Annotated in this window: 27 protein-coding genes; 12 read left to right on the top strand and 15 right to left on the bottom strand. The window is 37.0% G+C overall.

The window, feature by feature from the left end; genetic code table 11:
- Positions 1–8: 8 nt before the first annotated feature.
- On the top strand, positions 9–1,835 hold the full coding sequence (locus ACMAYL_RS02010) for a hypothetical protein (protein WP_412470661.1): 1,827 nt from the start codon (positions 9–11) through the stop codon (positions 1,833–1,835).
- Positions 1,836–1,848: 13 nt separating this feature from the next.
- Here ACMAYL_RS02010 and ACMAYL_RS02005 read toward each other — a convergent pair whose 3' ends face one another.
- Complete coding sequence (locus ACMAYL_RS02005) at positions 1,849–3,279, bottom strand: hypothetical protein (protein WP_103217309.1); 1,431 nt, start codon at positions 3,277–3,279, stop codon at positions 1,849–1,851.
- Between the two features lie 80 nt (positions 3,280–3,359).
- Between ACMAYL_RS02005 and ACMAYL_RS02000 the strand changes: the two genes are divergently transcribed.
- From ACMAYL_RS02000 to ACMAYL_RS01970, 7 genes are all read left to right on the top strand, one after another.
- Entirely contained in the window at positions 3,360–5,060 is a 1,701-nt protein-coding gene (locus tag ACMAYL_RS02000; protein WP_412462642.1) for a hypothetical protein, read from the top strand.
- A gap of 12 nt (positions 5,061–5,072) precedes the next feature.
- Entirely contained in the window at positions 5,073–6,128 is a 1,056-nt protein-coding gene (locus ACMAYL_RS01995) for an RNA polymerase factor sigma-32 (RefSeq protein ID WP_392991847.1), read from the top strand.
- 82 nt (positions 6,129–6,210) lie between these two features.
- On the top strand, positions 6,211–6,489 hold the full coding sequence (rpsO, locus tag ACMAYL_RS01990; protein ID WP_103217306.1) for a 30S ribosomal protein S15: 279 nt from the start codon (positions 6,211–6,213) through the stop codon (positions 6,487–6,489).
- Between the two features lie 239 nt (positions 6,490–6,728).
- On the top strand, positions 6,729–8,990 hold the full coding sequence (gene pnp, locus ACMAYL_RS01985; RefSeq protein WP_103217305.1) for a polyribonucleotide nucleotidyltransferase: 2,262 nt from the start codon (positions 6,729–6,731) through the stop codon (positions 8,988–8,990).
- Between the two features lie 20 nt (positions 8,991–9,010).
- Positions 9,011–9,478, top strand: coding sequence for a dUTP diphosphatase (gene dut, locus ACMAYL_RS01980; protein ID WP_103217304.1), 468 nt, complete (start codon positions 9,011–9,013; stop codon positions 9,476–9,478).
- Positions 9,479–9,497: 19 nt separating this feature from the next.
- Positions 9,498–9,782: a polyhydroxyalkanoic acid system family protein gene (locus ACMAYL_RS01975; RefSeq protein WP_103217303.1), complete on the top strand. Its 285-nt coding sequence runs from the start codon at positions 9,498–9,500 to the stop codon at positions 9,780–9,782.
- Between the two features lie 41 nt (positions 9,783–9,823).
- Positions 9,824–10,411 carry a 2Fe-2S iron-sulfur cluster-binding protein gene (locus ACMAYL_RS01970; protein ID WP_103217302.1) on the top strand — a complete coding sequence of 196 codons (588 nt, stop codon included), beginning with the start codon at positions 9,824–9,826 and terminating at the stop codon, positions 10,409–10,411.
- 3 nt (positions 10,412–10,414) lie between these two features.
- Here the strand turns inward: ACMAYL_RS01970 and ACMAYL_RS01965 are convergent, their stop codons facing one another.
- From ACMAYL_RS01965 to ubiE, 10 genes are all read right to left on the bottom strand, one after another.
- The gene (locus tag ACMAYL_RS01965) at positions 10,415–10,975 is read right to left on the bottom strand and encodes a hypothetical protein (protein WP_103217301.1); all 561 of its coding nucleotides are present in this window, start codon (positions 10,973–10,975) and stop codon (positions 10,415–10,417) included.
- Between the two features lie 77 nt (positions 10,976–11,052).
- A complete protein-coding gene (locus tag ACMAYL_RS01960; RefSeq protein ID WP_103217300.1) occupies positions 11,053–11,304 on the bottom strand; it encodes a GlsB/YeaQ/YmgE family stress response membrane protein in 252 nt (83 codons plus the stop codon).
- 100 nt (positions 11,305–11,404) lie between these two features.
- Positions 11,405–12,571: a hypothetical protein gene (locus tag ACMAYL_RS01955; protein ID WP_412469587.1), complete on the bottom strand. Its 1,167-nt coding sequence runs from the start codon at positions 12,569–12,571 to the stop codon at positions 11,405–11,407.
- Between the two features lie 137 nt (positions 12,572–12,708).
- Positions 12,709–12,879 (bottom strand): hypothetical protein, encoded by a 171-nt coding sequence (locus ACMAYL_RS01950; protein ID WP_158246822.1) that lies wholly within the window; start codon positions 12,877–12,879, stop codon positions 12,709–12,711.
- Between the two features lie 102 nt (positions 12,880–12,981).
- Positions 12,982–13,182: a hypothetical protein gene (locus ACMAYL_RS01945; RefSeq protein ID WP_103217298.1), complete on the bottom strand. Its 201-nt coding sequence runs from the start codon at positions 13,180–13,182 to the stop codon at positions 12,982–12,984.
- A 41-nt stretch (positions 13,183–13,223) separates the two neighbouring features.
- Positions 13,224–14,204: a hypothetical protein gene (locus ACMAYL_RS01940; protein ID WP_412470660.1), complete on the bottom strand. Its 981-nt coding sequence runs from the start codon at positions 14,202–14,204 to the stop codon at positions 13,224–13,226.
- A complete protein-coding gene (menA, locus tag ACMAYL_RS01935; RefSeq protein ID WP_412470659.1) occupies positions 14,192–15,103 on the bottom strand; it encodes a 1,4-dihydroxy-2-naphthoate octaprenyltransferase in 912 nt (303 codons plus the stop codon). The genes ACMAYL_RS01940 and menA overlap by 13 nt, the downstream gene beginning before the upstream one ends.
- A gap of 4 nt (positions 15,104–15,107) precedes the next feature.
- Positions 15,108–16,829, bottom strand: a complete 1,722-nt coding sequence (gene menD / locus ACMAYL_RS01930; protein ID WP_103217295.1) for a 2-succinyl-5-enolpyruvyl-6-hydroxy-3-cyclohexene-1-carboxylic-acid synthase — start codon at positions 16,827–16,829, stop codon at positions 15,108–15,110.
- A complete protein-coding gene (locus ACMAYL_RS01925; RefSeq protein WP_412469584.1) occupies positions 16,811–18,184 on the bottom strand; it encodes an isochorismate synthase MenF in 1,374 nt (457 codons plus the stop codon). Before ACMAYL_RS01925 ends, menD begins: the two co-directional genes overlap by 19 nt.
- Positions 18,185–18,898: a bifunctional demethylmenaquinone methyltransferase/2-methoxy-6-polyprenyl-1,4-benzoquinol methylase UbiE gene (gene ubiE, locus ACMAYL_RS01920; protein ID WP_103217293.1), complete on the bottom strand. Its 714-nt coding sequence runs from the start codon at positions 18,896–18,898 to the stop codon at positions 18,185–18,187.
- 108 nt (positions 18,899–19,006) lie between these two features.
- Between ubiE and ACMAYL_RS01915 the strand changes: the two genes are divergently transcribed.
- Positions 19,007–19,987: a polyprenyl synthetase family protein gene (locus tag ACMAYL_RS01915; RefSeq protein ID WP_412469583.1), complete on the top strand. Its 981-nt coding sequence runs from the start codon at positions 19,007–19,009 to the stop codon at positions 19,985–19,987.
- 77 nt (positions 19,988–20,064) lie between these two features.
- Here ACMAYL_RS01915 and ACMAYL_RS01910 read toward each other — a convergent pair whose 3' ends face one another.
- The 3 genes from ACMAYL_RS01910 to ACMAYL_RS01900 form a co-directional block, all read right to left on the bottom strand.
- Entirely contained in the window at positions 20,065–21,216 is a 1,152-nt protein-coding gene (locus ACMAYL_RS01910; RefSeq protein ID WP_412470658.1) for a hypothetical protein, read from the bottom strand.
- Positions 21,216–22,550, bottom strand: a complete 1,335-nt coding sequence (locus ACMAYL_RS01905) for an aminopeptidase P N-terminal domain-containing protein (protein WP_158246821.1) — start codon at positions 22,548–22,550, stop codon at positions 21,216–21,218. The genes ACMAYL_RS01910 and ACMAYL_RS01905 overlap by 1 nt, the downstream gene beginning before the upstream one ends.
- Before the next feature lie 132 nt (positions 22,551–22,682).
- Positions 22,683–23,345 (bottom strand): hypothetical protein, encoded by a 663-nt coding sequence (locus ACMAYL_RS01900; RefSeq protein ID WP_103217289.1) that lies wholly within the window; start codon positions 23,343–23,345, stop codon positions 22,683–22,685.
- A gap of 264 nt (positions 23,346–23,609) precedes the next feature.
- Between ACMAYL_RS01900 and ACMAYL_RS01895 the strand changes: the two genes are divergently transcribed.
- Complete coding sequence (locus ACMAYL_RS01895; protein WP_412470657.1) at positions 23,610–24,119, top strand: hypothetical protein; 510 nt, start codon at positions 23,610–23,612, stop codon at positions 24,117–24,119.
- 6 nt (positions 24,120–24,125) lie between these two features.
- On the opposite strand, the gene lysS is transcribed toward ACMAYL_RS01895, so the two are convergent.
- Positions 24,126–25,703, bottom strand: coding sequence for a lysine--tRNA ligase (gene lysS / locus ACMAYL_RS01890; protein WP_103217287.1), 1,578 nt, complete (start codon positions 25,701–25,703; stop codon positions 24,126–24,128).
- 114 nt (positions 25,704–25,817) lie between these two features.
- Between lysS and ACMAYL_RS01885 the strand changes: the two genes are divergently transcribed.
- Together ACMAYL_RS01885 and ACMAYL_RS01880 are read left to right on the top strand one after the other, a co-directional pair.
- The gene (locus ACMAYL_RS01885) at positions 25,818–26,036 is read left to right on the top strand and encodes a hypothetical protein (protein ID WP_103217286.1); all 219 of its coding nucleotides are present in this window, start codon (positions 25,818–25,820) and stop codon (positions 26,034–26,036) included.
- An 80-nt stretch (positions 26,037–26,116) separates the two neighbouring features.
- Positions 26,117–26,827, top strand: coding sequence for a hypothetical protein (locus tag ACMAYL_RS01880; protein ID WP_103217285.1), 711 nt, complete (start codon positions 26,117–26,119; stop codon positions 26,825–26,827).
- Positions 26,828–26,856: the final 29 nt, after the last annotated feature.

The raw sequence follows: 26,856 nt of genomic DNA, 5'->3' as shown, positions 1-26,856 counted from the left end.
GAATATTCATGCTTTCAAAAAGTACCCTCTTCGTTTTATCGTTAATCTTTTCAATTCAAACCTTTGCAGCGATAAAGTTAAATTCTGGACGTGGTGATATTTCACTCGTTAGCAAGAATGGCTCACGCCAAATTGACGCAACAAAAATTTCCCAAGAGATAGGACTTTCTCAAGACACTCTTATCATTACTGAAGATAATTCATATGCCCGCCTTGTTAATGATCGCGGTGATACTATTTTTATAGGGCCAAATTCGAAGGTTACTATTGAACTAATTAATGCGACAGAAGGTGACTTTATTTCGCTTCATGCAGGCCTTGTTAGAATCATGGCAAAAAAGCAGCGAAAAGTAAGAGAGGGGCGATTTGATCGCGTCTTTGTGCGCACTAATAGCGCACTTGTAGGACTTGAAAACTCTGACTCTCTTATCCTCTACAATATCTATAATAACGTAACAGGTGCTCTTACTTTTACAGGTAAGGCCAATATGAAAAGAGTTAATCGTTCTCATAAATTTAGTGCAGGTGAAAGACTTGTTTTTAGAAGAAGCGTTAAAGAGCAAAAGATCAAGTTTAAGTTTCGCACAAATAATGAACTCCAAAACTTTAGCATGGAAATTAATGAAGTCCTCTTTGGGGATAACTTAAAGGACGTCTCAACTGTTGCTAGAGGACAGTATAGTGCTACTTTTCACGATTCTAGACCAGTGTCTATGCCTGTAAAAATCAATCCTCTGCAATTATCAAGATTATACAGTAATAGACTTCTTGATATGACAGTTTATTCTGAAGATACTGATAGTGATGATTTTAATATTGCACCATATCCTTTAGTTTCTAACTTAATGAAGCCTGCAGAACAAATTAGTTCATACCGCGGGCAGTACTCTGCTAATCAAAGAAGATACGCGCCAAAGGCAGGTGGCCTTATTGATTTAGTTTCTGGAATTTATATTCCACCTGAAAAAGATGCCACTTTTAACGAAGAATACCGAGTATATGAGGCCCGTGAAATTGGCCGCATTAATGGTTCAAATGGAAACTTTATTGCACCTAAAAATCTGACTCTTGATCCAAATCGTGGCTTTGTTGTGGTCAACAATACTCATGAGTCAATTGAGAAGCAAAATCAATTAAATAATCTTTTAAAGTCAAATCTCTTATTGGCCAGTTATAAAAATGTAAGTGGAAAGAAAATGACTACGGCAGAAAGATTTTCTTCAAATATCATTGGCCTTTCACTCGTTAACCAAGGTTATACTTACGGTTATGGTTCTGGTGATTTTGAACTGAGTAAGCGTGGTATTGAGCTAAGTTTAGCGTTGATTGGTAATGGAAGTTTTAGGCCATTTGCAAAATTTAGACTATTAAATGAAAATTTTGAAACCTCTGCTTTTTCAAATAATATCGAACGTTTTTATCAAATGAATTTAGGTCTTGATTATCAATTCGGCCATATTTTCTATCTTAGCGGACAACTGTCAATTGATGAGGAGCCTATCGTACTTAGTGCTAGTTCAAGTATCGTAAGTGCAACTCTAACTAATTTTATCGGGGAGTTTGGTCTAAAAGTAATTAATCTAGATAAATTAGATCTTTTTGCACGCGCCGGTGCTAAGTATAATCTTGCTAATGCTGATGATGGATTTGATGTTGATAGTGGGATTGGTTTCTATTTTGGAGCTAAGGCCGATTACTGGCTAAATCGTGCTAGTTTCATTTTTGCGGAATTTGATTATCTGGCCCATTCATATTCAATTTCTGGTGGTGGAAATGATAGTGATGTTGATATGAGTGGAGCGGTATTAAATATTGGCTATCGCTATTCTTTTTAAGAAAAGATTTTTATCAGTGCCCAAGTTTTGGGTACTGAGCTAGATCAAGCTCGTAAATATCTTTTTGATAAATTAAGACAGGCTCTTCGAATTTCTTATCTGAGACAGGTGCTATCATCGCCTCAAGTCGGTCCTGTATTGTTTTAGATTCCATTTTTTGGTCTTTTCTTATGACTTCAGTTGTAAAGTTATTCCAAAGCTTCGATTGCATGTGTAACCAACAACTGATGATATTCTTATTCAGACACGATTTATCACTCAATTGTACCCAATTTTGATCGTTATTTAACAGTTTTAAATATGTACTTAAAATAGCTGCTTCATAAGGAAGTCTTTTGTTGTAACGAATATCAAGATTATTCATCAGATAGACGGCCTCCTTAAATTTACCTTCTTTAATAAGAATATTTATTCTCAATAACTCTTTCTCTCTCGATAAAGAGTCTGATACGGGTATCTTTGATAGGGCAACCCTTGCGTTTCTAAAGTTACCACTAAGCCATGCGGCAGCTAGTAATAACTTGTTATTCACAATTGATTCAGGTTTTAAAATCAAGTTAGAGATATAGTGTGAATAGGCCGTTTTAATGTCACCTTTATGAACTTCCATATGGCCTTTAATCTTGTTTGTATTCGTATTATCTATTGATTGCGCAAGTTTTAAAGCCTGATCATATTTTCCTGCATTATAAAGGTTTACTGCAACTAAAGTTCTAAGCATTGGATCAGCATAGAAATCAACAGGGATTTTTCCATAATGCTTTAACACTCTCTCATGTTCTTTAAAAAAGATTCCATATCTTAGAACTGTCTTAATGATATCTAAGTTATTGCTGGCCATGAGATCTCGTATTTGTGTTGATCTCACATATCCTTTCAAGCGTTTTTCTAAAACCAAGTTAAGCCATGTATTATCTTGATAAGGGTTTTTATTATGTACTCTAATAATGCAATTATTGTATATTTCTTCAACCTTTGAATCCATTTCCTTTGGCATAGAAAGGGCACTAACCATTCTTAGTGTACAGTTTTGATAAAACCATGATGCATTATCTTGAAGAGAGGCAAGCGTATCTCTTGTCTCCTTTGCTCTAGCATCTGAAAAGTATGCTAGAACAAGGAAGCGTTTAATAAGGAGTTCTTTCTTATAACTATTAGTCTTTGCAAGTAACTTTTCTAATACCAATATGGCATCGTTGGAATGGCCGTCTATTAAAAGTGACTTGGCCACGCGTAATTGATCGAGAAAGTCTTTACGATCATCAAGTTGTAGGCCTTCGTTAAAGTAGGCGGCCTCAATCTCATGATAAATATTGTATGGAGGATCAAGTTCTCTTTTTGCTTGTCTGGAAATAATCGAAGAATACGATTGGGCACGAATCATTTCACTTAGTAATGATAAGCTAATGAGTATAAGAATGGCCTTTAGTGAAATTATTTTCATATTTTAATTCTTTTAAATTTCCTATTAAACCTTTCGGGAATAATTCCGATAACTTAAGGGAAACTTTAAATGGATTTTACATGGATGTTTTCGCAAAATTCTTAAATTATATGCGCATTGTTTTTGTGAGCTTATTTGGTCTGCTGTCTCTTTATTCACAAGCTGCCGATAGCCTTGTTTTAAACAAACAAGGGGATATGATTTTTGATAATCTGAGTAAATCAATCGAACAATCTCGCGTTAAAAATTCAAAAGAAAACTTTGATCTCTTAAATGATTATAGAAAATTTTATCTTGAAGATGAGAAACTTGATTATTTTTGTCGTGAAAATAGCGCAAAATTATACTTTAAAAATGGCCTTGAAAGAGACGAGTTTTATCGCACTATCATGGCAACTCTTCAGTATAAGATGATGACGTATTCGATGCATGCAATAGCGACTTATGCCAAGAAACTTCAATTTGATAGCGAGCAATATGATAATTTAGTAAGATCTCTCATCTCAAAGTGTTCGCAAAATATAACTTTAATGGGACATCGTCTTATAAAGTATCATTTCGATAATTACTTCAAAGACGAAGGCGAAATATTCTTGCCAATAGATCAAAGAAAGAAATTATTTACAGATAAACTTAATAAGCTACAAAGTGAAAATGAAATTCTTGTTAATGAACTTTATTATACGACAGGGATTTTTTCACACGCATGCTCTTGGGGAGGTCAAGTTGAGTATCCTAGAGAGCTTTCAAAATTTCTTTCTTCTTCCGCTGTTATGAGTTTTATCATCCGTGAATTAAGTGGCCTAGATACTTATAGCTATGATGATAAATTGTCTGACAAAAAAGGGGCGCTTTGTCGCAATCAAATTTGTCGTCCAAAAGAAATCACAAAAATTCAAAATGGAATCATCCGACCAGTTGGTTCTGCCAATTTAAATTTTGATTTCAAACTAGCGTATTGTGAAAAATTTCGTTTCTCTTCTCCTAAATATTCGACAGAAGTTAGTCCTGAGTTGGTGAGTGCTCTTGATGAGTTTAAAGAAGAGAGGCCGCGCTTAATTGGTCAGTTCTTGGCCCTTGTTACTCGCATACCTGATTTTAATGTATGGACTCATGATTCAAAAACAATTAAGGACTATATTTCATTGTCAAATGATGGCCTATGGGATTTTTGGGCATCAGATTATCTGAAATCAAATTCTAAAAAGCTCTCTTACGAAGAGGCCCTAGTTATGCAAGTTGATAAAGAAGTAAATAACTACTTTGTTTATCATAAAAGCTTTCCTCAGATTAATTTCAATGTTCTGCATGGAGAGTTTGATAAGGCAAGTGACATCAATAATATGTTAGGCCTACATTTTGATATTAATATTCCTCGTACTGATATCAAATGGATTTATGAGCAATACAAAATCGCTCATGTTGGAAACGATGATAAGTCGATCAAGAAGTTAAAGGAGCGTTTGGCCCTTTATGTCGAAAATGATTACAAGGATATTAAAGATACGCTGATGCAGTTTTCAGTAAATGCTGATTTAACGCAAATAATAACAGATGAGCTTTTTAGACAATTTGATATAATTGATATGATTGAGCTACCAAAGGGTGAAGATAATAGACAACTAAAGATTGGCGTAAATATTAGAATTGCACCATTTGCTCTTGTTGCAATACGAAATAAAAGAATTGTATCTGATCTATCAAGTAGAGATTTAAGTGAAATTAAGTCTTTAGAAACTCTAAATAATATCGATTCTATGGCCTCGGAAGCCAAAAAATGATAAATAGCCTTAATGGCAAAAATTAATAACAATAATAAGAATAACAATCAGTCAGATCCTAATTATGATGTTGAGGTTCTCCCATCAGTTGAGGATTCTGATCTTTTTGATAATGATGTCGAAGTAATCGAGGATGATCTCGAGTATGTTGATATCAGTCCTAAAAAACTTACGATAGATGAAGAAGTTGAGCTCATTCAAGAGACTCTTCCGGCCCTGGCCTCAAATCTTCCTGTTCCTTCAAAACTAGATAATAAATTAAACCAATATCTAAAAGATATCTCACGTTATGAGCTACTTTCTCCTGAACAAGAGAAGCTGCTGGTTAAGCAATTTCGTGAATCAGGTGATATTGATTTGGCAAAGAAACTCGTTGTTTCTAATCTTCGCCTAGTTGTCAAAATCGCTATGGAGTACCGAAGTGCTCACGCCAATGTGATGGATTTGATTCAAGAAGGGAATATTGGCCTTATGAAGGCCGTCTCATTATTTGAACCAGATAAAGGCGCAAAGCTTTCATATTATGCTTCTTGGTGGATTAAATCTTACATTCTAAAATTTATTCTCGATAACTTTAAGTTAGTTAAACTTGGTTCAACAAATGAACAAAAGAAGTTGTTTTATAACCTGATGCGTGAAAAAGAGCGTCTCGAGGCCCAAGGGATTAAGCCTGATCATAAGACTATTGCCCAGAACCTTGATGTTAGTGAAAAGGCCGTGGCCCTGATGGATATGCGCCTGGGTGAAGGTGGCTCTGAAGTTAGTATTGATACTCCGGTTGGAGAGTCGTCTTCGACCATGGGAGACCTACTGCCTGATTCTGGTGATTTTGCCGAAGATATCGAGTTCCAACAATCCTTGAAATTATTACAAGATAATCTGGATCATTTTATCCAAGGCCTAAAGCCTCGTGACCAGGAAATCTTTCGCGAAAGGCTTCTAAATGATGCTCCGCGCTCTCTACAGGCCATCGCAGATGATTATGGGGTTTCTCGTGAGCGAATTCGCCAAATTGAGGCCCGTTTGCTCGAGAATTTAAAGGTTTACATGAGTGAAATAATACGTTAGTATGCTCAAAATTATAGCGCCCCTTTCTTGGCCTGGAAAATAACTTCCTTGCTCGGTTTTGGGTAAGTTTTAGGAGAAAAATATGATTTCAAATGCAGAAACAGCAAGCATCGTAGCAGAATTTGGTAAAGAATTTGGTGCAGGTGAAAAAGACAGTGGTTGTGCAGCGGTTCAAGTTGCAATTCTTACAACAAGAATCAACAACCTTAAGACACACTTTGGTGCACACATTCACGACTATTCTTCAAACCGTGGTCTTCTTAAGATGATTGGACGTCGTCGTCGTCTTCTTAAGTATGTTGCTACAAACAACGAAGAAAACTACAAAGCACTAATTAAGAAACTTGGTCTAAGAAAGTAAGCTTTATATATCAAGGCAAAAGAAAGGAAGCTTTATGCTTCCTTTTTTTTATTTAAGCAGTTAAAATTTTAGTACGGAAATGGTTAAGAGGAGAGTTTGAGATTTAAGGGATATTAAAATTTAAAAACACGCTGATCTCAGTGGTTTTAGATTTTCATATTCTTTGGATTTCTTCTCACATACATTCCAACTAACACATTTCTAAATATAGACATTCAAAAATATAAATGGAGTTATTTATGTTAAACAACAAACGAGAGTTTACTTACAACTTTGGTGGTAAGGAAGTTACAATTGAAACTGGTCGTATGGCAAAACAAGCTGACGCATCAGTTATCGTATCTAGTGGTGGTACACAAGTTCTAGTTACTGCTACATCTGCAACAGAAGTAAAAGACGGACAAGACTTTTTCCCACTTCTAGTTGAATACACAGAAAAATTCTATTCAGCAGGGAAGTTCCTTGGTGGATTCTTAAAAAGAGAAGGTCGTCCTTCAGTTGGTGAGACTTTAAATGCTCGTCTAATTGATAGGCCACTAAGACCTCTTTTCCCACACGGATATATGTTTGATACAGTTATTTCTGCAACTGTAATCTCTTACTCACCAGAAGGTGACCCAGAGGTTCTTGCTGCACTTGGTGCATCAGCAGCTCTAACTATTTCTGATATCCCATTTGAAGGTCCAATTGGTACTTGTAAAGTTGGTCGTATCGGTGGTGAATTTGTTATCAACCCTGACCATGACAAGTGGGCAGAGTCTGATATGGAAATCGTTGTTGCAGCAAGTGACAATGCAATCCTTATGGTTGAAGGGGAAGCGAAAGTCGCTCCTGAGCAAGATGTTCTAGATGCAATCTTTTTTGGTCAAAAAGAAATCGAAGGCTTTGTTGCATTCCTTAAAGATATTCAAAAAGAAGTTGGTAGAGCTAAACGTGAATTCGTATCAGCAGCTGCAAACAATACTATGCTTGAAAAAATCAGAGCAGACTACACAGCAACAGCTCGTGAGGCGCTTAAGATTACTGATAAGCTAGAAAGACAAAAAGCTGTTAAAGCTATTGAGGCTCAAGTTAAAGCTGCAATGGCAGACGCACCAGAAGCTTTTGGTCTAACTGAAAACGATGCATTCGGAAAAGAAGCATACAAAGGTGTAGATGAACTAATGTATGAAATGCTTCGTGGAGATATCTTAAATGAAGATAAGCGTATTGCTGGTCGTGGACTTGCTGAAGTACGTGAAATCGAAACTGAGATTGATGTACTTAAAGTTCCACACGGATCATCTCTATTCACACGTGGAGAGACTCAGGTTATGGCCGCTGTTACTCTAGGTGGTAGCAAAGGTGCTCAAATGAGTGACCGTATTATTGGTACTTCAGAAGATCAATTCTATCTACACTATAACTTCCCTCCATATTCAGTAGGTGAGGCACGTGGTGTACGTGGTGTTGGACGTCGTGAGCAAGGTCACGGAAACCTAGCTGAGCGTGCTCTTAAAGCAGTTATCCCAACAGACTTCCCATATACAACTCGTCTTGTATGTGAGGTTTTAGAGTCTAACGGTTCTTCTTCAATGGGTTCTGTATGTTCAGGTTCAATGGCACTTATGGATGCTGGTGTTCCTCTAACTGCTCCTGTTGCAGGGATCGCTATGGGTCTAGTAACTGATGGTGAAAGATTCAAGATTCTTACAGATATCCTTGGTGACGAAGATCACCTAGGTGATATGGACTTTAAAGTTGCTGGTACTACTGAAGGTATTACTGCAATTCAAATGGATATCAAAATTACAGGTCTTACTAAAGAGATCGTTGAAAGTGCAATGGCACAAGCAAGAGAAGGACGTCTTCACATCCTAGAAGAGATGGCAAAGACTATTTCTGTTGAAAGAAAGACTCTTAAAGAGGGTGTTCCTGTAATGAAGTCTATGCAAATTAAGCAAGACCAAATCGGTGGCCTTATTGGTCCTGGTGGGAAGAATATTAAGAAGCTTCAAGAAGATTTCGAACTTACTATCGAGATTGATGAAGATGGAACAACTAAATTCATCTCAACTAATCAAGAGATGATTGATGAGTGTATGGCACTTGTTGGCCTACAACTTAATGGACCAGAAGTTGGTAAAGTTTACGAAGCAAAAGTTGCTTCTCTTAAAGACTACGGTGCATTTGTTGATATCGCTGCTGGTGTTGGTGGACTTGTTCACATCTCTGAAATCGCTGAAGATAGAATCACTGATGCAGCTGACTACCTAGAAGAAGGTCAAGAAGTTAAGATCAAGGTTCTTGAAATTGATAAAATGGGACGTGCAAAGCTTTCAATCAAAGCTGTTGAAGCACTAACTCGTCGTGATGGTAAAACTGAAGCAGAAGCTCAAAAAGATGCACCAAAGCGCGAGCCACGTGAATCAAGAGATGGTGATAGAGGTGATCGTCGCCCTCGTCGTGATGACAGAAAGCCAAGAGGTGACAGAAAGCCTCGTGGTGAGAAAAAAGACTAGTTAGTTAGATCAGGATTTTTATGATCGATAGAGTAGTTGATTTAAAAGTAAAGAAGCTAGAGCATTACGACTCTAGCTTCGATCTTCCACAATATGAAACAACTGGAGCTGCAGGTGCGGATCTTCGTGCTCATCTTGAGAACAAAGATAGCCTTGTGATTGCTCCAGGTGCTCGTGTCTTAGTTCCAACAGGACTTAGTTTTGAGATCCCTCACGGGTATGAAGTTCAAATTAGGCCACGTTCGGGACTATCATTTAAGACTGACCTACTTGTTGTTAACTCACCTGGGACAATCGATTGTGATTACCGCGGAGAAGTTAAGATCATTCTTGGAAATTTTGGAAAAGAGGATTTCATCATTAAGCATGGTGAGCGAATTGCTCAGATGGTTATGGCCCCGGTTTGGCAGGCCAGAATTTCGGCCGTGGATGAGTTATCTGATACTGAAAGAGGAGCTGGAGGTTTCGGCTCAACAGGGACAAAGTAGTAAAATAAGGATTATTGTAATGAGTTTAAAAGTAAACTATAGCCAAGCTTCATCTCAAGAAGAAGCCTACAATCTAGGTAAGCAGGCCGTAACACCTGAATACGTCGCAAAATTCAATGTAAAAGCTGATGTGACGACTGATGATGGTAATTTTTCCATGCAAGCTAAAGGAAAAGGCTTTGAATTGAAGCTAAAGTTTGAAGAATCTTACTGTCTGGTTGATCTTGACCTATCTTTTATGCTAAAGCCTCTTAAAGGAAAAATTTTAGAAACCATTGAGAATAAGATTAAGAAGACGGTTTAATCCTTCTTTATCTAACTCAATAAAAATAATGAAGGCTTAAAATGTTCAAAGTTACTCTTACTCCATCAAATGAGACAATCTATGTTGATGATGAGATGTCTCTATTAGAGCATCTAAAAAAGAATGGAGTTTATGTTAACTCTAGTTGTGGCGGACACGGAACTTGTACAGATTGTATCGTTCGTGTAATGGCCGGTGCAGATAATCTTAATGAACCAACAGAAGTTGAAAAAAAGCTTATCGGTAATGTTTTTCACATCACTAAAGAGCGTATGTCATGTCAGACAATCGTAAATGGTGAAGTTACTGTGGATATGTCTGGACACTCTAAAGCTGGTGTTGAGGCAAAGCGCGAAGCTAAGAATAAAAAAGTTGTTAATGATAAACTTTCAAAGCTTAAGCAATCTGGAAACTTTAAAGTTAGAAAGAAAGATGAAGTTGAGAAAGTAATGACTGAGCGTCAAGCTAAGTGGGAAGAAAAGAACTCTAAGAAAGAGGAATGGAAAAACCACTGGGAGCGTGATGGACGCGACAACTCTAAAGAAAAGCGCCTAGGTGGCGGACGCCGTCCTAAAACAATTCGTCAAAACTACAAAGAAGAAGACGATAAAAATTCTAAAGACGATTAAAAATTAAAATTCCGACAGCAGGGCCTGAATCTTTTTCAGGTCTGCTTTTCTATTTGAGCGATCAACAAAAATATACTTTCCATCTTCAAGCTTTGCAAAAAGCTGGAAGTAACCTTTGTTTTCAAATCCACGCATTGTAGGATCTTGCTTCATTTTTGCCACATTTGGAGAGTCCATAAAGTGATCGATTGAAAAGGCATCCTTTGATTCTAGTTTATAAGTCTTCTTATAAATTGGAATAAAGAACAGTCTATGCTTTAGTACAAGCTTATCATCTTGCTTAACGATGAATTTCTCATACATATAAAAACATAGCGTAATAAATGGGATTAGAAATAGAGTGGCCGCAACTGCAATTACAAGTGCCTGATTGATACTATCACCTGTGTTGTAAAGCTTAACCATTGGACCTTTAACACCAATGAACATTGCAAAGACAACTGTTGCCGCTGCTAGAAGATAGCCCCAGAAAACCATTGGTAGTCCATAGGTTTTAAGAGTTAAACCCTCTTCATTGATTGTGATACGATCTTTTTCTTCTTTTGATACTGGAAATATAAACATTAGGCCCATGTGGCGTATTTTAGTCACAGGCCTGCGATTAGTCTACAGATAATTACCTTGTTCGCATTAACTTTTGTTCATAGTTTTTGCAAAAGCTGGAGAGTCGCTAGAAAGACGATAGCGCCGATGGTGGAAATAACGATACTTCCAATAAGGCCATAGCCTGCAAAGCCAACCAGATGGAATGTGAAGCTTCCTACGAAGGAGCCCATGATACCCACGATGATATTGCCCACAAGGCCAAAGGTTTCTCCGCGATAGAGACTTCCGGCCAGCCAGCCTGAGATAGCACCAATAAATAAAATTATGATAAATTGTTCGATGGCCACGAAACACCTCCTAAATTAATTCATTTTAGGAGATGTATCGTATTGATTGTTAGTTAAGATAACTTAAATAAGTAAAACTTTTAAGCTCTAAGTACTGGGCCTAAAGCCAAGTACTTAGTGAGAAGTTAATTGCGTATCCGTTCGTCTCGTCCGCGTTACCATCTGTTGATGTATTTGTTTCTTCTCTTAGTTGGCGCTCAACAAGGAAACCACCATTAAGTTGTACTTTCTTTGATAGCTTGTACTGAGCACCGATATCAAGTTTGTAGATCGTTGTTCTACTTACATTTCCATCGTTATATCTCGACTGTCCAAACCCATCAGTTCCCGTAGGGTAGTCTGAAGCATCGTGTGCTAGATCGTAAACAAATGAGTACTCAGCGTTAATCCCCGCGGCCCACTTGTCATCGATCTTATAAAGGAAGCCAGCTTGAGCATTGTAAGTCTCTTGCTTAAGAGTTGCGTAGCGATCGTTTGGATGCTTTGAGAAGTAACCAAAAAGACCTTCTGTCCAAAATGCCCAGCTATTATTTTCATATTGGTATGCTACAGAATAACCGTGATCTGCTTCTGGATCGATATCGCGCCAGTAAGTGAAAGCACCTACGATGATCTCATGATTTTGAGAAGGGATATAGCGACCTTTATAAGCAAAACCTCTTTGAAAGTTTGTGTTAAAAGTTCTTTCTGTATCATAAGAAAGCTCAGACGTCGGATCTCCACCAAGGTATGGAATTGATTGATTGTCTCTGTCACGTCTTACTTGTTGGTTTGAACCAAAGAAAGTCACATCGTGAATTTGACCTTGTCTCCATCCACCGTAGCGTAGAGTTAGAAGATACTTTCTTTTAAAGTATCCAGCTCTCATCCCAGAGTATGTTTGCGTAAGGTATCCACCGTCCATTAGGTTTCTTTCAGTGATACCAAAGTGCATTGTATAGAAAGGAACTTTACCCTTACCACCTGTTAGTTTCCAATTACTATTGAAACGGTAAGTAAGTAGGGCCTCTTCCATTAGATCAACAGTTGTCCCAGCTTCTTCAGTTGCATCAATATCAAGTTTGAACTTTGCACTCCACTGCTCGTGGTTAAAGTAAACTTTAATATCAGCAGTACCATAACCCATTTCAGCACGAGTGCTGTTGCCACCGATCTTCTCAAGTGTCATTAGGTCTAAAACCATGAAGGCACGAACATTGAAGTCGTAAGCTTGGGCAGTAATACTACTAAGTAGTAATAGTGAAACTAGTAGGGATTTTTTAAACATTGTCTACTCTCTCTTATCAAAATGACATATAAATTGGCGATTTAATAAGAGAGATGTATCAATTAAGTGACAAACTGTAAAAACAGAATTGTGTTAAGTGTGAATTACTTACAATATAATTTTGCCTTTGCTGTTTTTTAAAGCTTATTGCAGTCTTCGTAATTCTCGTAATATTGTTCGTAGTCAGGAACTGATGTTTCCTTACAGTCTTTTCGCTCAGAAGCGACATCACGAGTTGAGTTCGAAGAGCACGAGGCGCTAAATAAAACTAGTGTAGACAGGGCAAGTAGAGAGATAATTTTTTTCATGAAAAACTCCTTTTTCCTGCAAATATTATAACTCGAATTAGGATAAAAAAAAGGCCTGCAAAATGTGCAGGCCCTCTATTACATGATCGATAGAATCGATTATTAAGAGTGTGACTTATGGGCCTTTTTGCCCTTCTTGTCTTTGCGATCACATGATTTTCCATCACATTTTTTCGAGTCTTTGCAGTCTTTTTTTTTCTTAGCGCAACAACTCTTTTGTGAGCGATCACATGACTCACCAGTTTTGAATGATGAACAAGATCCCATAACTAACAATGCAGTTAGACCAAGTACTTTAAACATAACTTCTCCTTAAAATTTGTTAATAATCTTCAACACAAAGATTAAAGAGGCCTTGCAATTAGCAAACTCTTTTGAGGTTGAAATTCTTTGAATAATTTTAACCCATTTTCGTAGAAGTTGAACGTAGAAAGGCCTGCGGCATTATTTTCTAAAGCTGCAAGATGAATAATAAAGTTAAATAATTTAGGACACTCAAAGCCACTTGTGACGATAATTTGCCAATTTCTTTTATCACGTCTTAACTGGAAGAATTCAAAGACACTTATGTTGACACCAAACTTTAGAACTAAATGACTTACTTCCTCTGGTATAGAGTCCCTAAATTGAAATTCAAAGCTTTCATCAAGAGCTAGAGTGATCTTATCACTCCATAAACTTTGGGCCCAAAGCCCAAGGTCACTAAATGGTTCTTCAATATATTCGATGGCATCAATTGTATTTGAATCGAGGTTATAGAGAATACTTTCTAAGACTGAGCTATCAAGGGATCTATTGCCATCAAGACGTAACTTAACTCCTTTTGCTGCAAGTGAATTAAGGTCTGTGATAACTTCATGGGTATTAGAGTTAGTCGAAATTTTATATTTTAAAATATCAGAGGTGCCAAACTTTAAGTCTAATCCTTTCTGAAATAGTAAATTGATTTTGACGCTATTATTTTTACTAAAGTAATCTTCGTGATTGTCTTGCTTGAAGTTTTTCTTACGATAATATTTTATGAGGGCATACTCAAAAGCAAGAATAACGTTATTTGGAATATCTTTGGCATCAATAAGAGGTGCTTCAAATAAGTTCCCATTTAGAAATTGCTCGAGAGGATAGTCAATTTCGTACTCATGCTCAAGTTCTTGGTTTTCATAAAAGAAAGCAAACTGAGTAATATAAGAAGTGAATACTTCCTCTTCAATATATACTTCAACTTCAAAGTAATCGATTTTCTTATACTCTTTTGCTCGCGCCTTAAGTGCTAAGCGCATATTGTGAACTTCTTTGTATATAGGTCTAAGAATTAGCTTAGCCACAAGATTCCACTATAGATAAGTGATGTAATAAATAGATACTTACCTGTACGAGCAAGACTATCGTTATAAGCTGGAGATGGCCCATTTTTAATTAAGAAAGTCCATGTCTTTAAAAAAATGAGAGTTATAATTAGAAACACCATCATAAAAGCAAGTGATTGTCCTTGATTTAGAACTAGGTATGAGTGGGCACATAGAATGAAAAAGGCTTGAGCAACAAAAAATAATGGAAGCCAGCTTGACGCTTTCTTTTTGAGTGCACGATTCAGTAGAACACCAAGAGTCATCTTTTTTGCAATAGCATCACTTTCAATATCACGTGCATTATTAATGGCCATGATAGCAGCACTTAAAAGGCCAGGAAAAAGACTTAGCAGTATGACTGCGTCGTTAATCGTTGAAGTCTGAAGGTAGTAAGTTCCACAAACTGCAATATTTCCGAAGAAGATAAGAGCAAGTAGTTCTCCCATTCCATAGTGTGACAGAGGAAATGGCCCTCCTGTGTAATGATATGCACCAGCGATTGAGGCCAGACCTAGAATAACAATGGGCATACCCCCAACATTCATCAGAAAGATTCCGAGAAGAAATGCTAAGGCCAACGTTCCAATAAAGAATTTTTTAACTGTTTGCGGCTCTATTAGGCCGGTGTTTGTGACACGTTCTGGACCGAGGCGCTCTTGCGTATCAACACCAGTCTGAGTGTCATAGTAGTCATTGATTAGATTTGATGAGATTTGTAAAAGTAATGTACAAAGCAGAGTAATAACAAAAATAATCCAGCTAATCTCGCCTTGGTCAAAAAAGGCATGTGCTGTCGCTAGTATTACTGGTGAAGCTCCCGCTGGTAATGTCTTTGGCCTTGCTGCAATGATAAAGCCTTTTACAAGTTGACTCATTCTTTTACCTTTTTACTGTTTTTAATTTTTTAAAGAGTGCCATATTTGACTCATTATTTGTTATGGCCTCTATAATATTGACCCCTTTAGAACTTAGGGCCTTTGCCACAAGTTTATTGAAGTCATCTTTCGTTTCACAGCACTCATATGATAGGCCATCAAATGCTTTTATTAAGCGATCAAAGCGATCGTTGTGTGGAGTCGTTAAAAGAGGAAGAAACTCCTTCTCTTTAGCAATAGGTAGAAGATTAAAAATATCGCCTTGAAAGTTATTAATAATAATAACACTTAGGTTTTTTCCGGCCTTGGCAGCTTCTTCTAGCATATATAGAGAGTTTAGATCATGCTTGAATGAAATGTCGCCAAGAACTAGTAGTTTTGGTTTATCATTCTCATCACTTAGTCCAACTAATGTTGCAACAAACCCTTCAATCCCACTAACGCCACGGTTAGTGAAGACATTTACATTTGATCTGTAATTACTTGATACAAAGTTATCAAAGCTTCTGACAATTGTTGAATTACCTACAAGAAGATCATAGTTTTCATCAATATTTTCAATAATATTCTTAGAGATAAAAGGTTGAGTCAGCTCTTCTTCTTCGATAACGGCCCTCTTTCTTTCCACGAAATCATGCCACATAACTGGTGGTGCTTGATTCAGTTCAAGTTTTACGAGTCCATTTAAAAACGAAAGTGGATCACAAATAATTTTATATGTGTTTGAAAATCCTGGGTCGTGATCAAAATCCACATTTGTTACATGGATAAGTTCACACTTATTTCTTTCTAAGAAATTATAATAATGCTTTGAAACTAAGCGGCCACCGATATGAATGATAATCTCCGGTGGACTTTGTTCATAAACATCCAAAACCTCTGGATGATCAAAGTTTGGTGTCAGATAGTCTTCGAGACAGAACTGGTACTTTAGTCCACTTGTGATATCAAGATACTTTGGCACCTTGATTTTCATTAGCGCGTCTTGGTAATGCTCAAGATCTTTTTTTCCATCAAGTTTTCCAATAACGAGTAAGACATTCTTTGCCTCAACTAGTTTTTGTCCTAGTTCAAACTCCATTTGGTAAGTCTGATAAGCACTTGAGATCACCTTGGCACCGTTATTATTAAAACTCTCTAGCGCTTTTTCAAGATACTCTTTTGAAATAGGCATTGGTGTTGAGTCAAGTGGCTCTCTAAGAGGAAGGTTAATGTGTACAGGCCTCTTATTGATTTTTGCGCGTCCTATGGCCGTTGAAATTAGCGTTCTAAGTCTCGTAGCACTTAGCGCTTCATTTGGTGCCTCAAGACTTAAATTATAACAAGTGTGATCAGCAATAACACTTAATTGATCTATTGTTTGGTTTGAATCCGTTTTAACTAATTCACTAGGTCTATCAGCTGTTAATATTATTAATGGTAGCCCTGATTTATTTGCCTCGATAATTGCCGGCGCAAAATTGGCCATGGCCGTTCCCGATGTACATGTAAGCAGGGGAATTGAGTCTGAGACTTTAGATCGCCCTAGGGCCCTGTAGCTTAGTGCTCTTTCATCAAAGTATGAATATGTGTCAACAAGCTCATGATAGTGAGCAGCGGCAAGAACTGGTGCATTTCTCATTCCTGGAGCCGCGTAGAATTGCGTGATTGAATTCTTTGCTAATTCATCAACAATGATTGATGCCCAAAGTCTTGAAAGATTTTCAGTTACTGGAAATTTGTCCATGATTTGGCCTTGATAACTTCAGTGAAGTTTTTCATTTTGTTTGTGGTTTCATTCCATTCTTTTTCCGCCGAAGAATCTTTAACGATTCCACAGCCAGCATAAATATGTAGGTCTGTTTTATCCACAAGTGCACACCTTAGACCAACTGCAAGCTCAGTTTTGTCTTTTGAAAAATAACCAATTGGGGCAGCGTAGAGCCCGCGAGAATTAGTTTCTAGTTCACTAATAAGATTAATTGCAAGTGGCTTTGGAAGCCCCGCAACTGCAGGAGTAGGGTGCAGTTTAGTGATTAGATCACTGCGTTTAGCACTATCATTCAAAGTCGCTTCGTACTTCGTATGAATATGCTGAATATATTTAAGTTTTAGAATTTGTTCTTTTTTAGTAATTTCAATATCACTCGCCAAATTAGCTAGCGTCTCTTCAATATAACTTGAAACATGTCTGTGTTCTTCAAGCTCTTTTGTATTAGATAGTAGATTTGCCTCTAGCGTGTCATCTTCTTGCTTATTGGCGCCTCTTTTCGTCGTTCCTGCAATACTGTCGATCAGAACTTTTCTGCCATCAAGCTTAAATAGAGTCTCTGGTGTTACACTGTAGAAGCATTGGTGTGCTGAAAATTGAAATAAGATATTATAGCTATTGTAGCTATTGTTTTCTTTTAGTGTCTTAAATTGTTCATATGAACTGATAGGGTTCTTAAATGAAACCTTAAGTTTTCTAGAAAGAACTATCTTAGAAATTTGTGAACGATTAATCTTAGAAACTGCGGCTTCAACTATTTTACTCCACTGATTCTTACTAGTCTCAGAAATATTCTTTGTAATATGATTGTAATCACTATGCATATGCCTAGGATTTGGATCAAGGGTAATGGCCAATTCATGAAGGGCCTCTTTCTTATTTTGCTCATCCGCAAAGAATGAGTTTGGAAGAATTACATTGATATCAACACCCTGAGGTGTCGTTTCGATTAAGACCTTAGGAACAAAGTACGAGCAGTCTTCAAGTCCATGCCACTCAAGCGAATCTGCTTCAGCTTTAAATCTTTGAGCACCACAAATTTTAAGAAAATCATGAGACTCAATTAGCCTCTCAATATCTTCGTAGTGGTAAAGGGAGCTAAAGTCACGCCAAGAACCAAGGGCCAGAAACTCTGTATCTTTGTCTTTGTTTAGAAAGTAAAACTTTTTTGAAGTTTGAAAGAGGTCAATAATAGATGAGATATTATTAAACCCGGCCTCAAACTTTACAAGACTATATTCACTACCTTTGATTAAATCTTCACTTGAACAATCAAGTTTAATCAGGGCGTTGATGATATCAATTTGGAGGTTGTTAGCAGATAAACGCAATTACTTCTCTCCAATGTAAAGAGTGGCGATCCCAAATGTAAGAGTAATAAATCTAACGTTTTTAAAACCTGCTTTTGTCATCTCGTCTGCAAACTCTTGTCCATATGGAAAATCTTCTACAGTTTGATTTAGATAGGTATAAGCATCTTTATGCTTAGAGATTAGGTTTCCAACAAATGGAAGTAAGTATCTAAAGTAGAAGAAGTAGATCCCACGAAAAAGAAAGTTCTTTGGAATAGAAAATTCTAAAACAAAGCTTCTTCCACCTGGACGAATCACTCTGTACATATTTTGTAATGATTTTTTGAAGTCTGGGAAATTTCTAATACCAAAGCTTACACTTGTTACATCAAATGTTTCATCGGCCGCTGGGATTTCAACACCGTCGCCAATATGCATTTTGGCTTTTTTATCTAATTTCTTAGCAACAATTTTCTTCTTTCCAATTTCGATCATACCTTTTGATAAGTCGATACCTGTTACGCTTTCAACATTTTTTGCACGAGCAAGTGCAATTGTTAAATCTCCAGTTCCACAAGCAAGATCTAGACACTGAAGTTTTTCTCTCTTTGGAAGGTTGGCAATAACCACCTTGCGCCAGTAGATATCGATACCAAATGAAAGGATGTGATTTAGTAAATCGTATGTTCCGGCAATTTTATCAAAGATTTCAAATGACTTTGTTTTTCTTGTCGCAAGCTCTTTATTGCTCATATTTAATCAGTCCTTCTGCAGTGCAGTGTTTATCAATAGTATTTGCGTTATATTAATCATTTACGGCCCCTTTCGACAAGTGGTATTACTATTAAAACGGAAAAAACTATGAACGAATTTTTTGAAAGCATCCCTCCACAAATTTTAGAGAAAGCGGTCAATATTGACCTAGAAATTAAGTCCGAAAACTGCCTTAAAGCAATTAAGGAAGTTCTTGCTAAAACTGTTTTATCTGGTGGAAAACGCCTGCGTCCTATGCTGACATATCTAATGGCAGATTTTTTTAATGCGCACGAAAAAGAGGATGTCGCAATATGTGCTCGTGCAATTGAAATGGTTCATGCTGCTTCACTTGCTCATGATGATGTTATTGATGGCGCAACGCAAAGGCGTGGGAATCCTTCAATTAATGTTGAGGCATCAAATAAGAAGGCCGTTCTTGCTGGAGATTATCTGCTAGCAGACGTTATCTTAAGCCTTTCTAAAATTGGCTCAATCAAAGTTCTTCAAAGCATGTCTCAGGTAATTCAAGATCTTGCAATTGGTGAATGGGTTCAGTCTGATGCTCTCGATTCTCGTAAGTACTCGAAAGAAATTATTGAAAAAATTGCTTTTCACAAAACGGCCTCTGTTATGGGGTGGTGCTGTTGGTCTGGAGCTTACCTTGGTGTAGAGGATGAAGAGCTTGCATCTAAAGCTGCACGCTTTGGCCACCTAATCGGAATTGCTTTCCAGATGGTAGATGACACACTTGATTTCAGTGATGGAGAAAGCCTAAAGGATGCTCACCTTGATCTAGAGCAGAATTTAGTTAACTCAGTTGTCTATGACTATCTTGCGGCAAATCCTCTTAAGATGGATGAGTATCAAAAAGGTGGCGAGCTTAAGGATATCGTTAATCTCGAAGAAATCTCAGAAAATGTTTCTAATATTAAAAATGAAGCAACAGCACTTGTTGATGAAGCTAATGATATCCTTCACGAAATTCGCACAGAATTAATTTCTCGTGGGTTCAATGAAGAGCGCTTAGCTGAAACGATCAAGCCTCTTGAGCTTATTGGTGGCTTTATTCTAAATCGCCAGGTTTAAGATACTTAACTGTCTAATGTTTGATAATTATATTACTCACAAAATATTTAAGGCCAAGCTTTAGCTTGGCCTTTCTTTTAAAGTCTAAACGTTGCCCAGATAGGGAAGTGGTCGCTTGCCTTCTTAAGCTCAATTGCATCGTCATCGATACAACTTACACGCTTATCTAATCCTTTAACCATATACTTTGGCAGCTGACTTGGTGGCGTGCAAAATACATTGCCTTTATTCACAAGTGTTTCAGGATTATAAATACCTGAATCGATAAGCTTTAAGCCTCTGTAAGCAATATAGTCTAGTGTTAGAGGGTTGCGGTTAGCTGCAAATGTTTGTCTTTCATTTGTTGGCCCTGGGTTTTTAAGCCAAGGATTTAGGTGATTAAATAATCTTCTAAGAACAACAGAACCTGGATTATTCATATAGATTGAAGTGTTGAAATCACCCATGATGATGACTCGATCTTCTTTATGAATTGGTTTTAAGTGTGCATACTTCTTTGGAAGTTTTACATTGAAGTTTGTTGCTCCCGTTACATACCACTCTAGAAATCGCAGTTGATCGCGATTTCTTTCATAGTTTGGAGTTTGGCGGTTTCCAAAGTGATAACTTGGAACAGTGTGAAGAAGAATGATGTGTACATCTTGATCGGCCACTTCAACAACTAGGTGAGTGAAGCTCTTATCAAAAAGCTCCATTTCTTTAGGCAGTTTTTTTCCTGCACCATCACGAAATTTTGAAAAGTCAGCGGCCGGGTTAAACTCTTTCCACTGAAGATCTTTTACAATAATTTCCTCTTTGATTGGATGCTTTGAGGCAAAACCAGTTGAGTACTGTCCAGGAAATAGGCCGTAGTTAACTTGATCGGCATTCTTTCTATCTTTTGAATACTTGCCATTAACTTTCTTTGCTTTATTTCCTGTGTTGGCCTGAGTGAAGCTAAAGGCAAATTCACTCGTATCTTCTTTTAATTGTCCTAAAAGTTTTTCTAGGTTTTTTCCATTTGGTAGATCGTATTGGATCTCATTTACACTAATGGCATCAAAGTCTAGCTTTTCCAGAATATTCTTAACACTTGTTAGCTGATCATTTTTTTTACTAAGTTTTGTGTTGTCTAGTTCTTTAATATTCCAATGAACGAGATGAATTTCATCATCTCGTCTATCATTAGTAGCACATGAAGCACCTAAGAAAATAAATAGTGTAACTAAAAGAAGATTTGTCGTTTTCATTACAGTAGGAAGTCCTTTACATCTTTTGCACAAGCTTCTTCAACTTCTTCAACAGTTTTAGGGATCATGTGAGATAGGTTCTCATGTCCATTATCTGTAATTAGAATATTGTCTTCAATTCTAATTCCAATTCCTTTTAGTTCTTCTGGAATATTTGTGAATTCATTTGAGAAGTAAAGTCCTGGCTCAATAGTGAAGATACAGCCTTTAGTAAATGGCATCGGATCACTTGTTCCATCAACTAGGTATGGGTTTTGATCGTGAACATCGAGACCTAACCAGTGTCCTGTTCCGTGTGGGAAGAACTTTCTGTGATTCGATTGTTCAATATTTGAGCTAACACTTCCTTCAAGAACCTTAAGATCAATTAGTCCTTGAGTTAGAATCTCACTAACTTTGTTATGAAGAATTGTAGCGTTGTTGCCTGGCTTTGATAATTCAATGGCCGCTAATTGTGATTCTAAAACAATATTATAAACTTCTTTTTGAATTCCAGTATACTTTCCACTTACAGGGAAAGTTCTAGTGATATCTGTCGCATAACCATTTAACTCACTACCAGCATCAATTAAAAGCAGATCTCCTGCATTTAGAATTTCATCGTTTTTAATATAGTGAAGGCAGTTAGCATTATTTCCACCTGCAATAATATTATCGTAAGCACTTCCTTGAGTTGGTCCTTTCATGAAAAGGTAAGTCATCAGGGCGTTTACTTCCTGCTCTGAAACACCTGGGTTTGCAAGGGCCATTGCCGCACGATGGGCGCGATCTGTAACAATCATGGCTTCTCTCATTTGTGCGATTTCAGTTTCATCTTTGATGAATCTCATTTTCTCAATTAAATGCCCAACATTCTTAAATGTCTCTGGTGGCAATTCTTGTTGTGCTCTTTTTTTGCTAAATAAAGAGGCCGCAATTTTTCTAGCTTTGTCAGCGATATCTGTGCGCTCACTTAGGTGAACGTATAGGCTTTTGTGTCCAGGAAGAAGTTCTTCTAATTTCTTATCAAGATCTTCAATTGAGTGACCTTCATCTGTTCCTAAAAGTTCACTTGCTTTATGTGGCCCAAGTCTTTTTCCGGCCCACATCTCAGCAATTTCATCTTTTGGACGAACGAAGATAATTTGTTTTTCAACACCATTCTTTTTAGAAAGAATTAGTGCACTATCTGCTTCCGTTAATCCAGTTAGATAACGAAAGTTTGAGTTTTGGCGAAATGGAAATTCCGTATCATTACTTTTATGTGCATATTTAGCTGAAGCGATAATGGCAATTCCATCATCCATCATATTTAGAAGTTGTTTACGACGATTACTATAGACATTATTTGTCATTTGATACCTCACTTTTATGATTGGCATCATATCAAATTACGCCCAAAACGCAAAGAGGGCGCCCTGGAAAAGGCGCCCTCTGCTACAACCAAAATCTAATGGAGTATTAGATTTTCTATAAAAATTGGATAATTAGTATCTTCTCATACAAGTATCACGACGTTGGCTATATCTGGCATCCATTGCACAGTCACTTGTTGCTTTTTGACAAGCACGGCTTTCAGCTTCGTATGCTGACATTGCAGTTGCACTTGACGTATAAGTTTGTACGACACGTCCTGATATTGATCCATTTGCGATTCTATCTACTGTACAAAATCTTGTTACAGTTGGGTTTGGTCTTGGTGTTGGTCTTGAACCTCCACGGATTTTTTCACATGAGAATTTCCATGGGTTTTGCTTCGTGTATCTTGCATCAAAACATTTATCATCTGCTTTACGACAAGCTTGGTGCTCGTTATTTGCTTGAGCTGTAAATGTATCAACAACTCTTCCGTTTTGTGTGTTAACTAAGTTGAATGAACAAACTTCTTTTCTCTGGTGTGGTGGTGGAACTGGCCTTCTTGAAGTTACATTACAAGTCGCTCTTGAAACAACTGGATCATATGATCTTCTATCTTGTTCGCGTGTACATTGCCTAAGGGCCTGGCGGCAAGCGGCTTCAAAATCATAATCATAAGATGAGAATTTATCGATTGAGCGACCATTTCTGGCAACCATATCAACATGACAAGTTTCGGCCATGGCCATTGCAGATGTAACGAATAAAGCAGCAGCAACTAAAAATTTTTTCATAAATAAAACCCCTCTCGTTTTTTTTTATTTTGTTAATTATGTTTTATGAACAAAGAAGAAGTGTGACAATTTCAATAATTTAGAGGCGCAATATTTAGGCCCATTGTAAGAAATTCTGAGATTTTTCACAAAAAATGACATTTAAATCGAGGAGTTTTTACAAAAAATCAAGATTTTTGGGCCCCTAATGCCACTATTTTTCCCATTGTGACCAATATTTAAGATTTATTCACATTGATTTATAACTTCACCGAAAACTTATTTATGGAAATGAGCTTCTTTGAAAGAGTTAAAATTCACGCCTTAAGTAATGAGTACGTCAATCTAAAAACTGTGGGGCAGCAGGTATACTGTAATGATCAAATGGTTTGTGGCGCTACTCGTTGGGACAAGAAATTATTAAGACACTCATATGCACTATACGGAGTAATTAAAAGGGAAGTGATGCAGATTCGCTTTCATCTGGAAGGAAATATCATTCTCGAGTCAAAGATATTTAAAGGCTCTTCTCGTAGTGTCTCTGACTATAAAACGATAATGAATACAATGCTTGAACTTGAGAGTGAGGCCAGAAAGTGTGGCCTTGCGATTATAAAGGCCGAAATAGCACATACTCATTTAAGCTCATGCTATATTGATCGCAAAAAGTTTAAACTATGCTTATTATCAAAGAATGACCTTGAAGTGGCCAAAAGATTAAAACAATTTAGAGAGTACCCAATTGAAATAAAGGCCATCGCTAAGGATGGCCTAGTATTTAAAAAGATTTTTTAAGTATTCTTACTTAAGAAGTTTAATTACACGCTCTTTCCCGATTGTACGGATGAAACCAGCAAGCTTAGGGCCTTTTTCACGTGAAATTAGTTTTTGATAGATCGGTGCAAAGATATCTGCTGGCTTAAGTTCTAGCTCGTGCATAATCTCATACATTTTATCATTGAATTCTTTATCGTCTGCAATAGAATCCCATTCAGATTCACATAGTGAAACAAGTTTATCTAAGTATGAACGAACATTACTTTCTAGCTCCATTTCAACTGCTTCTTTATTGATAGCAAATTTAAATTCTTCTGGAGCATTCTCTTGTAGCCAATGAAGAGCACAAGTACTTCTTTCTCTAAAGCGTCTCTCGTCTCTTTCAGTTTTGATTTGATCAGCATAGTAGGCACGTGCAGCTTCAATATTTCCATCATTAATTTGAAGAACGTTACAAAGGTGTCTAAAAGATGGTTGGAATGGGCACTCTGTTGGATGCTCTCCAATTTGAGAAAGTTCAATAACTCTCTTTGCCATTGCAACTTTCTTCTCATTTCCTGGCTCAAGCCCATAAGCTAGACGCTCTTGACGATCAAAGTCCTCATAAGTTTTTAGTACATCTAAATCAAATGAGATCGCAAAATCTACATTGGTCTTATAAGAAGCAAAAATCCAACGAACCATTTCTGGCTCATATACTTTTAGAATATCATTAACTGTAACAAGGTTACCTTTTGATGAACTCATTTTGCCACCAAGACCTTTAATTGATACGAAATCGTATTGAAGGTAAATTGGTGCTTCCCAATCAAAGATTTTTACAATGTCTTTGGCCGTTGTGAAAGATCCACCTTGAGAAGAGTGGTCCTTACCACCTGGTTCAAAGTCAACTTTTTCAAATGCCCATCTCATTGGCCAGTCGACACGCCATGGTAGTTTCACTAGACTTGTTGTGTTGATATCGATTTCACCTTCATAGTCGTGCTCATTGTGCTTATAACGCAACTTACTCTCGCCATCCCATGAAAGGATTGTCGTCTTATCTGTTTTATATTTTTCACAGTAGACAGATACTGGATAGTAATCATCACCATACGGCTCTTTTCTGTGTTGGTTTAAAATATCACGAATTTCAAACCTCTTATTAAGTGCAAGTTTGATTTGGTCTTTATAATCACCAGCGCGGTATTTCTTTGCTTGATAGATTGGTTCTACTTCAACTCCAACTTTCTTAAGTTGCTCTTCGAAATTATGCTCGTGGTGAGCGGCATAACTTTCGTGCTCTCCAAATGGGTCTGGAGTATCAACGATTGGTTGGAATAAGTACTGAGCTAATTCGTCTTGTTTTGGTAGATTTGCTGGGATCTTTCTAAATGTATCGTAATCATCCCATGAGAAAATAAAGCGAACATTCTTGCCGCGAGCACGAAGGCCTCGAGCAACAAGGTCAGTTGTGATTACTTCTCTAAAGTTACCAAAGTGAACAACACCAGATGGTGTGATCCCACTTGCGACTACATAGTCGTTTTTGTCGCCGTGTTGACGAATGATGCGGTCTGCCGTCATGTCGGCCCAGTGAACTAGATTCAGTTTTTCTGTCATATGATACCTACTGCTTAAATAATAATTTCGAAATCGCTCACACTATAACAAAATAATTTCACGTAGTTAAGATTTTTAATGATATTTTTGCTACTTTTATGCTAGATTTTAAGCATGTTTGCAGCATTAATTAAGGCCGCCATTTTTTATTTTATCTTTATTCAGATAAGAAAGATTCTTAGAAACACTGGCGTTTTGTCTGGTTCTAAGCCGACGACTCAAAAATACCAACAACATGAGCATACCTCTTATCGCTCAGGTCAAAATCAATCTGGTACAGGCCCAGCTAGTGATAAAGATGTGATTGAAGCCGACTATCGCATTATCGATTGATTAATTGTAAGAAATTAACAGAACTCAATTTCTTTTTATTCGTTAGAATAATATAACGATCTATTTTATTGGAGAATTTGATGTTTAAGAGCCTTTTTGTCGTTTTACTATGGCCTATATTTTTTGTTTTAACTTTATCTTCTTGTGAAGATTATGGAAAGGATGAACAAAATGATCGTGGTGTAATCCGTGCGGGTGAGGCGTTGCAGATATCGAATGTGGCCTTAAGTGAAGTTAGTTTAACTCGATTAACTAGAATGTGTGAAGGACTTGAAGAGTATCACGATAATATTTTACGTGGTGTATTTTCAGAAGACTTTATATTTTCTCGTCGTCAAAAAGTTTATGGGGACCCAACGATAAGAGATATTTCAAATATCGGTGTTTATATTGAAGTGCCTAATGACTACAATACAACTCCAACTTTCAAGGGGACGAAGGGTGTTGTTAAGAATTTTATCACTAAAATTCCAACAGAAAATAATCTCTATATGGCGTCACTATGTGATTACACGCTCAATAATGTCGGTGCGCCACCGAAAGTTCAGCAATTAGTTGGATCTCAGTATTACGTTTATAATGTCATTTCTGATGATCGATTTGATGTAGGTATCTATACAAAGCACAACGACTCTAAATACTACCTTTATCGTTCTTATCAGTATCGTTTCGATATCAATAAGGACTCTCGTTATTACGGGATGGCCATCGAACAAAGTGAAATCTTCATTAGTGATCACTCTGGTAAAGACTATCGATTAATTTATCAAAAATTTTTAAGAGCTGATTAAAAAAAAGACCGAATTAATTCGGTCTTTTT

Source organism: Halobacteriovorax sp. RT-2-4 (assembly GCF_047085445.1).
GTDB lineage: Bacteria > Bdellovibrionota > Bacteriovoracia > Bacteriovoracales > Bacteriovoracaceae > Halobacteriovorax_A.
This window is presented reverse-complemented; position numbering and strand designations above follow the sequence as displayed.

What these genes read in the sequence shown, in the direction of transcription:
- ACMAYL_RS01950 (WP_158246822.1), bottom strand. Translation starts at nt 12,879, where the DNA reads ATGAAAAAAATTATCTCTCTACTTGCCCTGTCTACACTAGTTTTATTT.
- menD (WP_103217295.1), bottom strand. Translation starts at nt 16,829, where the DNA reads ATGGACAAATTTCCAGTAACTGAAAATCTTTCAAGACTTTGGGCATCA.
- ACMAYL_RS01905 (WP_158246821.1), bottom strand. Translation starts at nt 22,550, where the DNA reads ATGACAAATAATGTCTATAGTAATCGTCGTAAACAACTTCTAAATATG.
- ACMAYL_RS01895 (WP_412470657.1), top strand. Translation starts at nt 23,610, where the DNA reads ATGGAAATGAGCTTCTTTGAAAGAGTTAAAATTCACGCCTTAAGTAAT.
- ACMAYL_RS02005 (WP_103217309.1), bottom strand. Translation starts at nt 3,279, where the DNA reads ATGAAAATAATTTCACTAAAGGCCATTCTTATACTCATTAGCTTATCA.
- ACMAYL_RS01910 (WP_412470658.1), bottom strand. Translation starts at nt 21,216, where the DNA reads ATGAAAACGACAAATCTTCTTTTAGTTACACTATTTATTTTCTTAGGT.
- ACMAYL_RS02000 (WP_412462642.1), top strand. Translation starts at nt 3,360, where the DNA reads ATGGATGTTTTCGCAAAATTCTTAAATTATATGCGCATTGTTTTTGTG.
- ACMAYL_RS02010 (WP_412470661.1), top strand. Translation starts at nt 9, where the DNA reads ATGCTTTCAAAAAGTACCCTCTTCGTTTTATCGTTAATCTTTTCAATT.
- pnp (WP_103217305.1), top strand. Translation starts at nt 6,729, where the DNA reads ATGTTAAACAACAAACGAGAGTTTACTTACAACTTTGGTGGTAAGGAA.
- ACMAYL_RS01975 (WP_103217303.1), top strand. Translation starts at nt 9,498, where the DNA reads ATGAGTTTAAAAGTAAACTATAGCCAAGCTTCATCTCAAGAAGAAGCC.
- ACMAYL_RS01885 (WP_103217286.1), top strand. Translation starts at nt 25,818, where the DNA reads ATGTTTGCAGCATTAATTAAGGCCGCCATTTTTTATTTTATCTTTATT.
- ACMAYL_RS01900 (WP_103217289.1), bottom strand. Translation starts at nt 23,345, where the DNA reads ATGAAAAAATTTTTAGTTGCTGCTGCTTTATTCGTTACATCTGCAATG.
- menA (WP_412470659.1), bottom strand. Translation starts at nt 15,103, where the DNA reads ATGAGTCAACTTGTAAAAGGCTTTATCATTGCAGCAAGGCCAAAGACA.
- ACMAYL_RS01880 (WP_103217285.1), top strand. Translation starts at nt 26,117, where the DNA reads ATGTTTAAGAGCCTTTTTGTCGTTTTACTATGGCCTATATTTTTTGTT.
- ACMAYL_RS01970 (WP_103217302.1), top strand. Translation starts at nt 9,824, where the DNA reads ATGTTCAAAGTTACTCTTACTCCATCAAATGAGACAATCTATGTTGAT.
- rpsO (WP_103217306.1), top strand. Translation starts at nt 6,211, where the DNA reads ATGATTTCAAATGCAGAAACAGCAAGCATCGTAGCAGAATTTGGTAAA.
- lysS (WP_103217287.1), bottom strand. Translation starts at nt 25,703, where the DNA reads ATGACAGAAAAACTGAATCTAGTTCACTGGGCCGACATGACGGCAGAC.
- ACMAYL_RS01955 (WP_412469587.1), bottom strand. Translation starts at nt 12,571, where the DNA reads ATGTTTAAAAAATCCCTACTAGTTTCACTATTACTACTTAGTAGTATT.
- ACMAYL_RS01995 (WP_392991847.1), top strand. Translation starts at nt 5,073, where the DNA reads ATGGCAAAAATTAATAACAATAATAAGAATAACAATCAGTCAGATCCT.
- ACMAYL_RS01965 (WP_103217301.1), bottom strand. Translation starts at nt 10,975, where the DNA reads ATGTTTATATTTCCAGTATCAAAAGAAGAAAAAGATCGTATCACAATC.
- ubiE (WP_103217293.1), bottom strand. Translation starts at nt 18,898, where the DNA reads ATGAGCAATAAAGAGCTTGCGACAAGAAAAACAAAGTCATTTGAAATC.
- ACMAYL_RS01945 (WP_103217298.1), bottom strand. Translation starts at nt 13,182, where the DNA reads ATGTTTAAAGTACTTGGTCTAACTGCATTGTTAGTTATGGGATCTTGT.
- dut (WP_103217304.1), top strand. Translation starts at nt 9,011, where the DNA reads ATGATCGATAGAGTAGTTGATTTAAAAGTAAAGAAGCTAGAGCATTAC.
- ACMAYL_RS01915 (WP_412469583.1), top strand. Translation starts at nt 19,007, where the DNA reads ATGAACGAATTTTTTGAAAGCATCCCTCCACAAATTTTAGAGAAAGCG.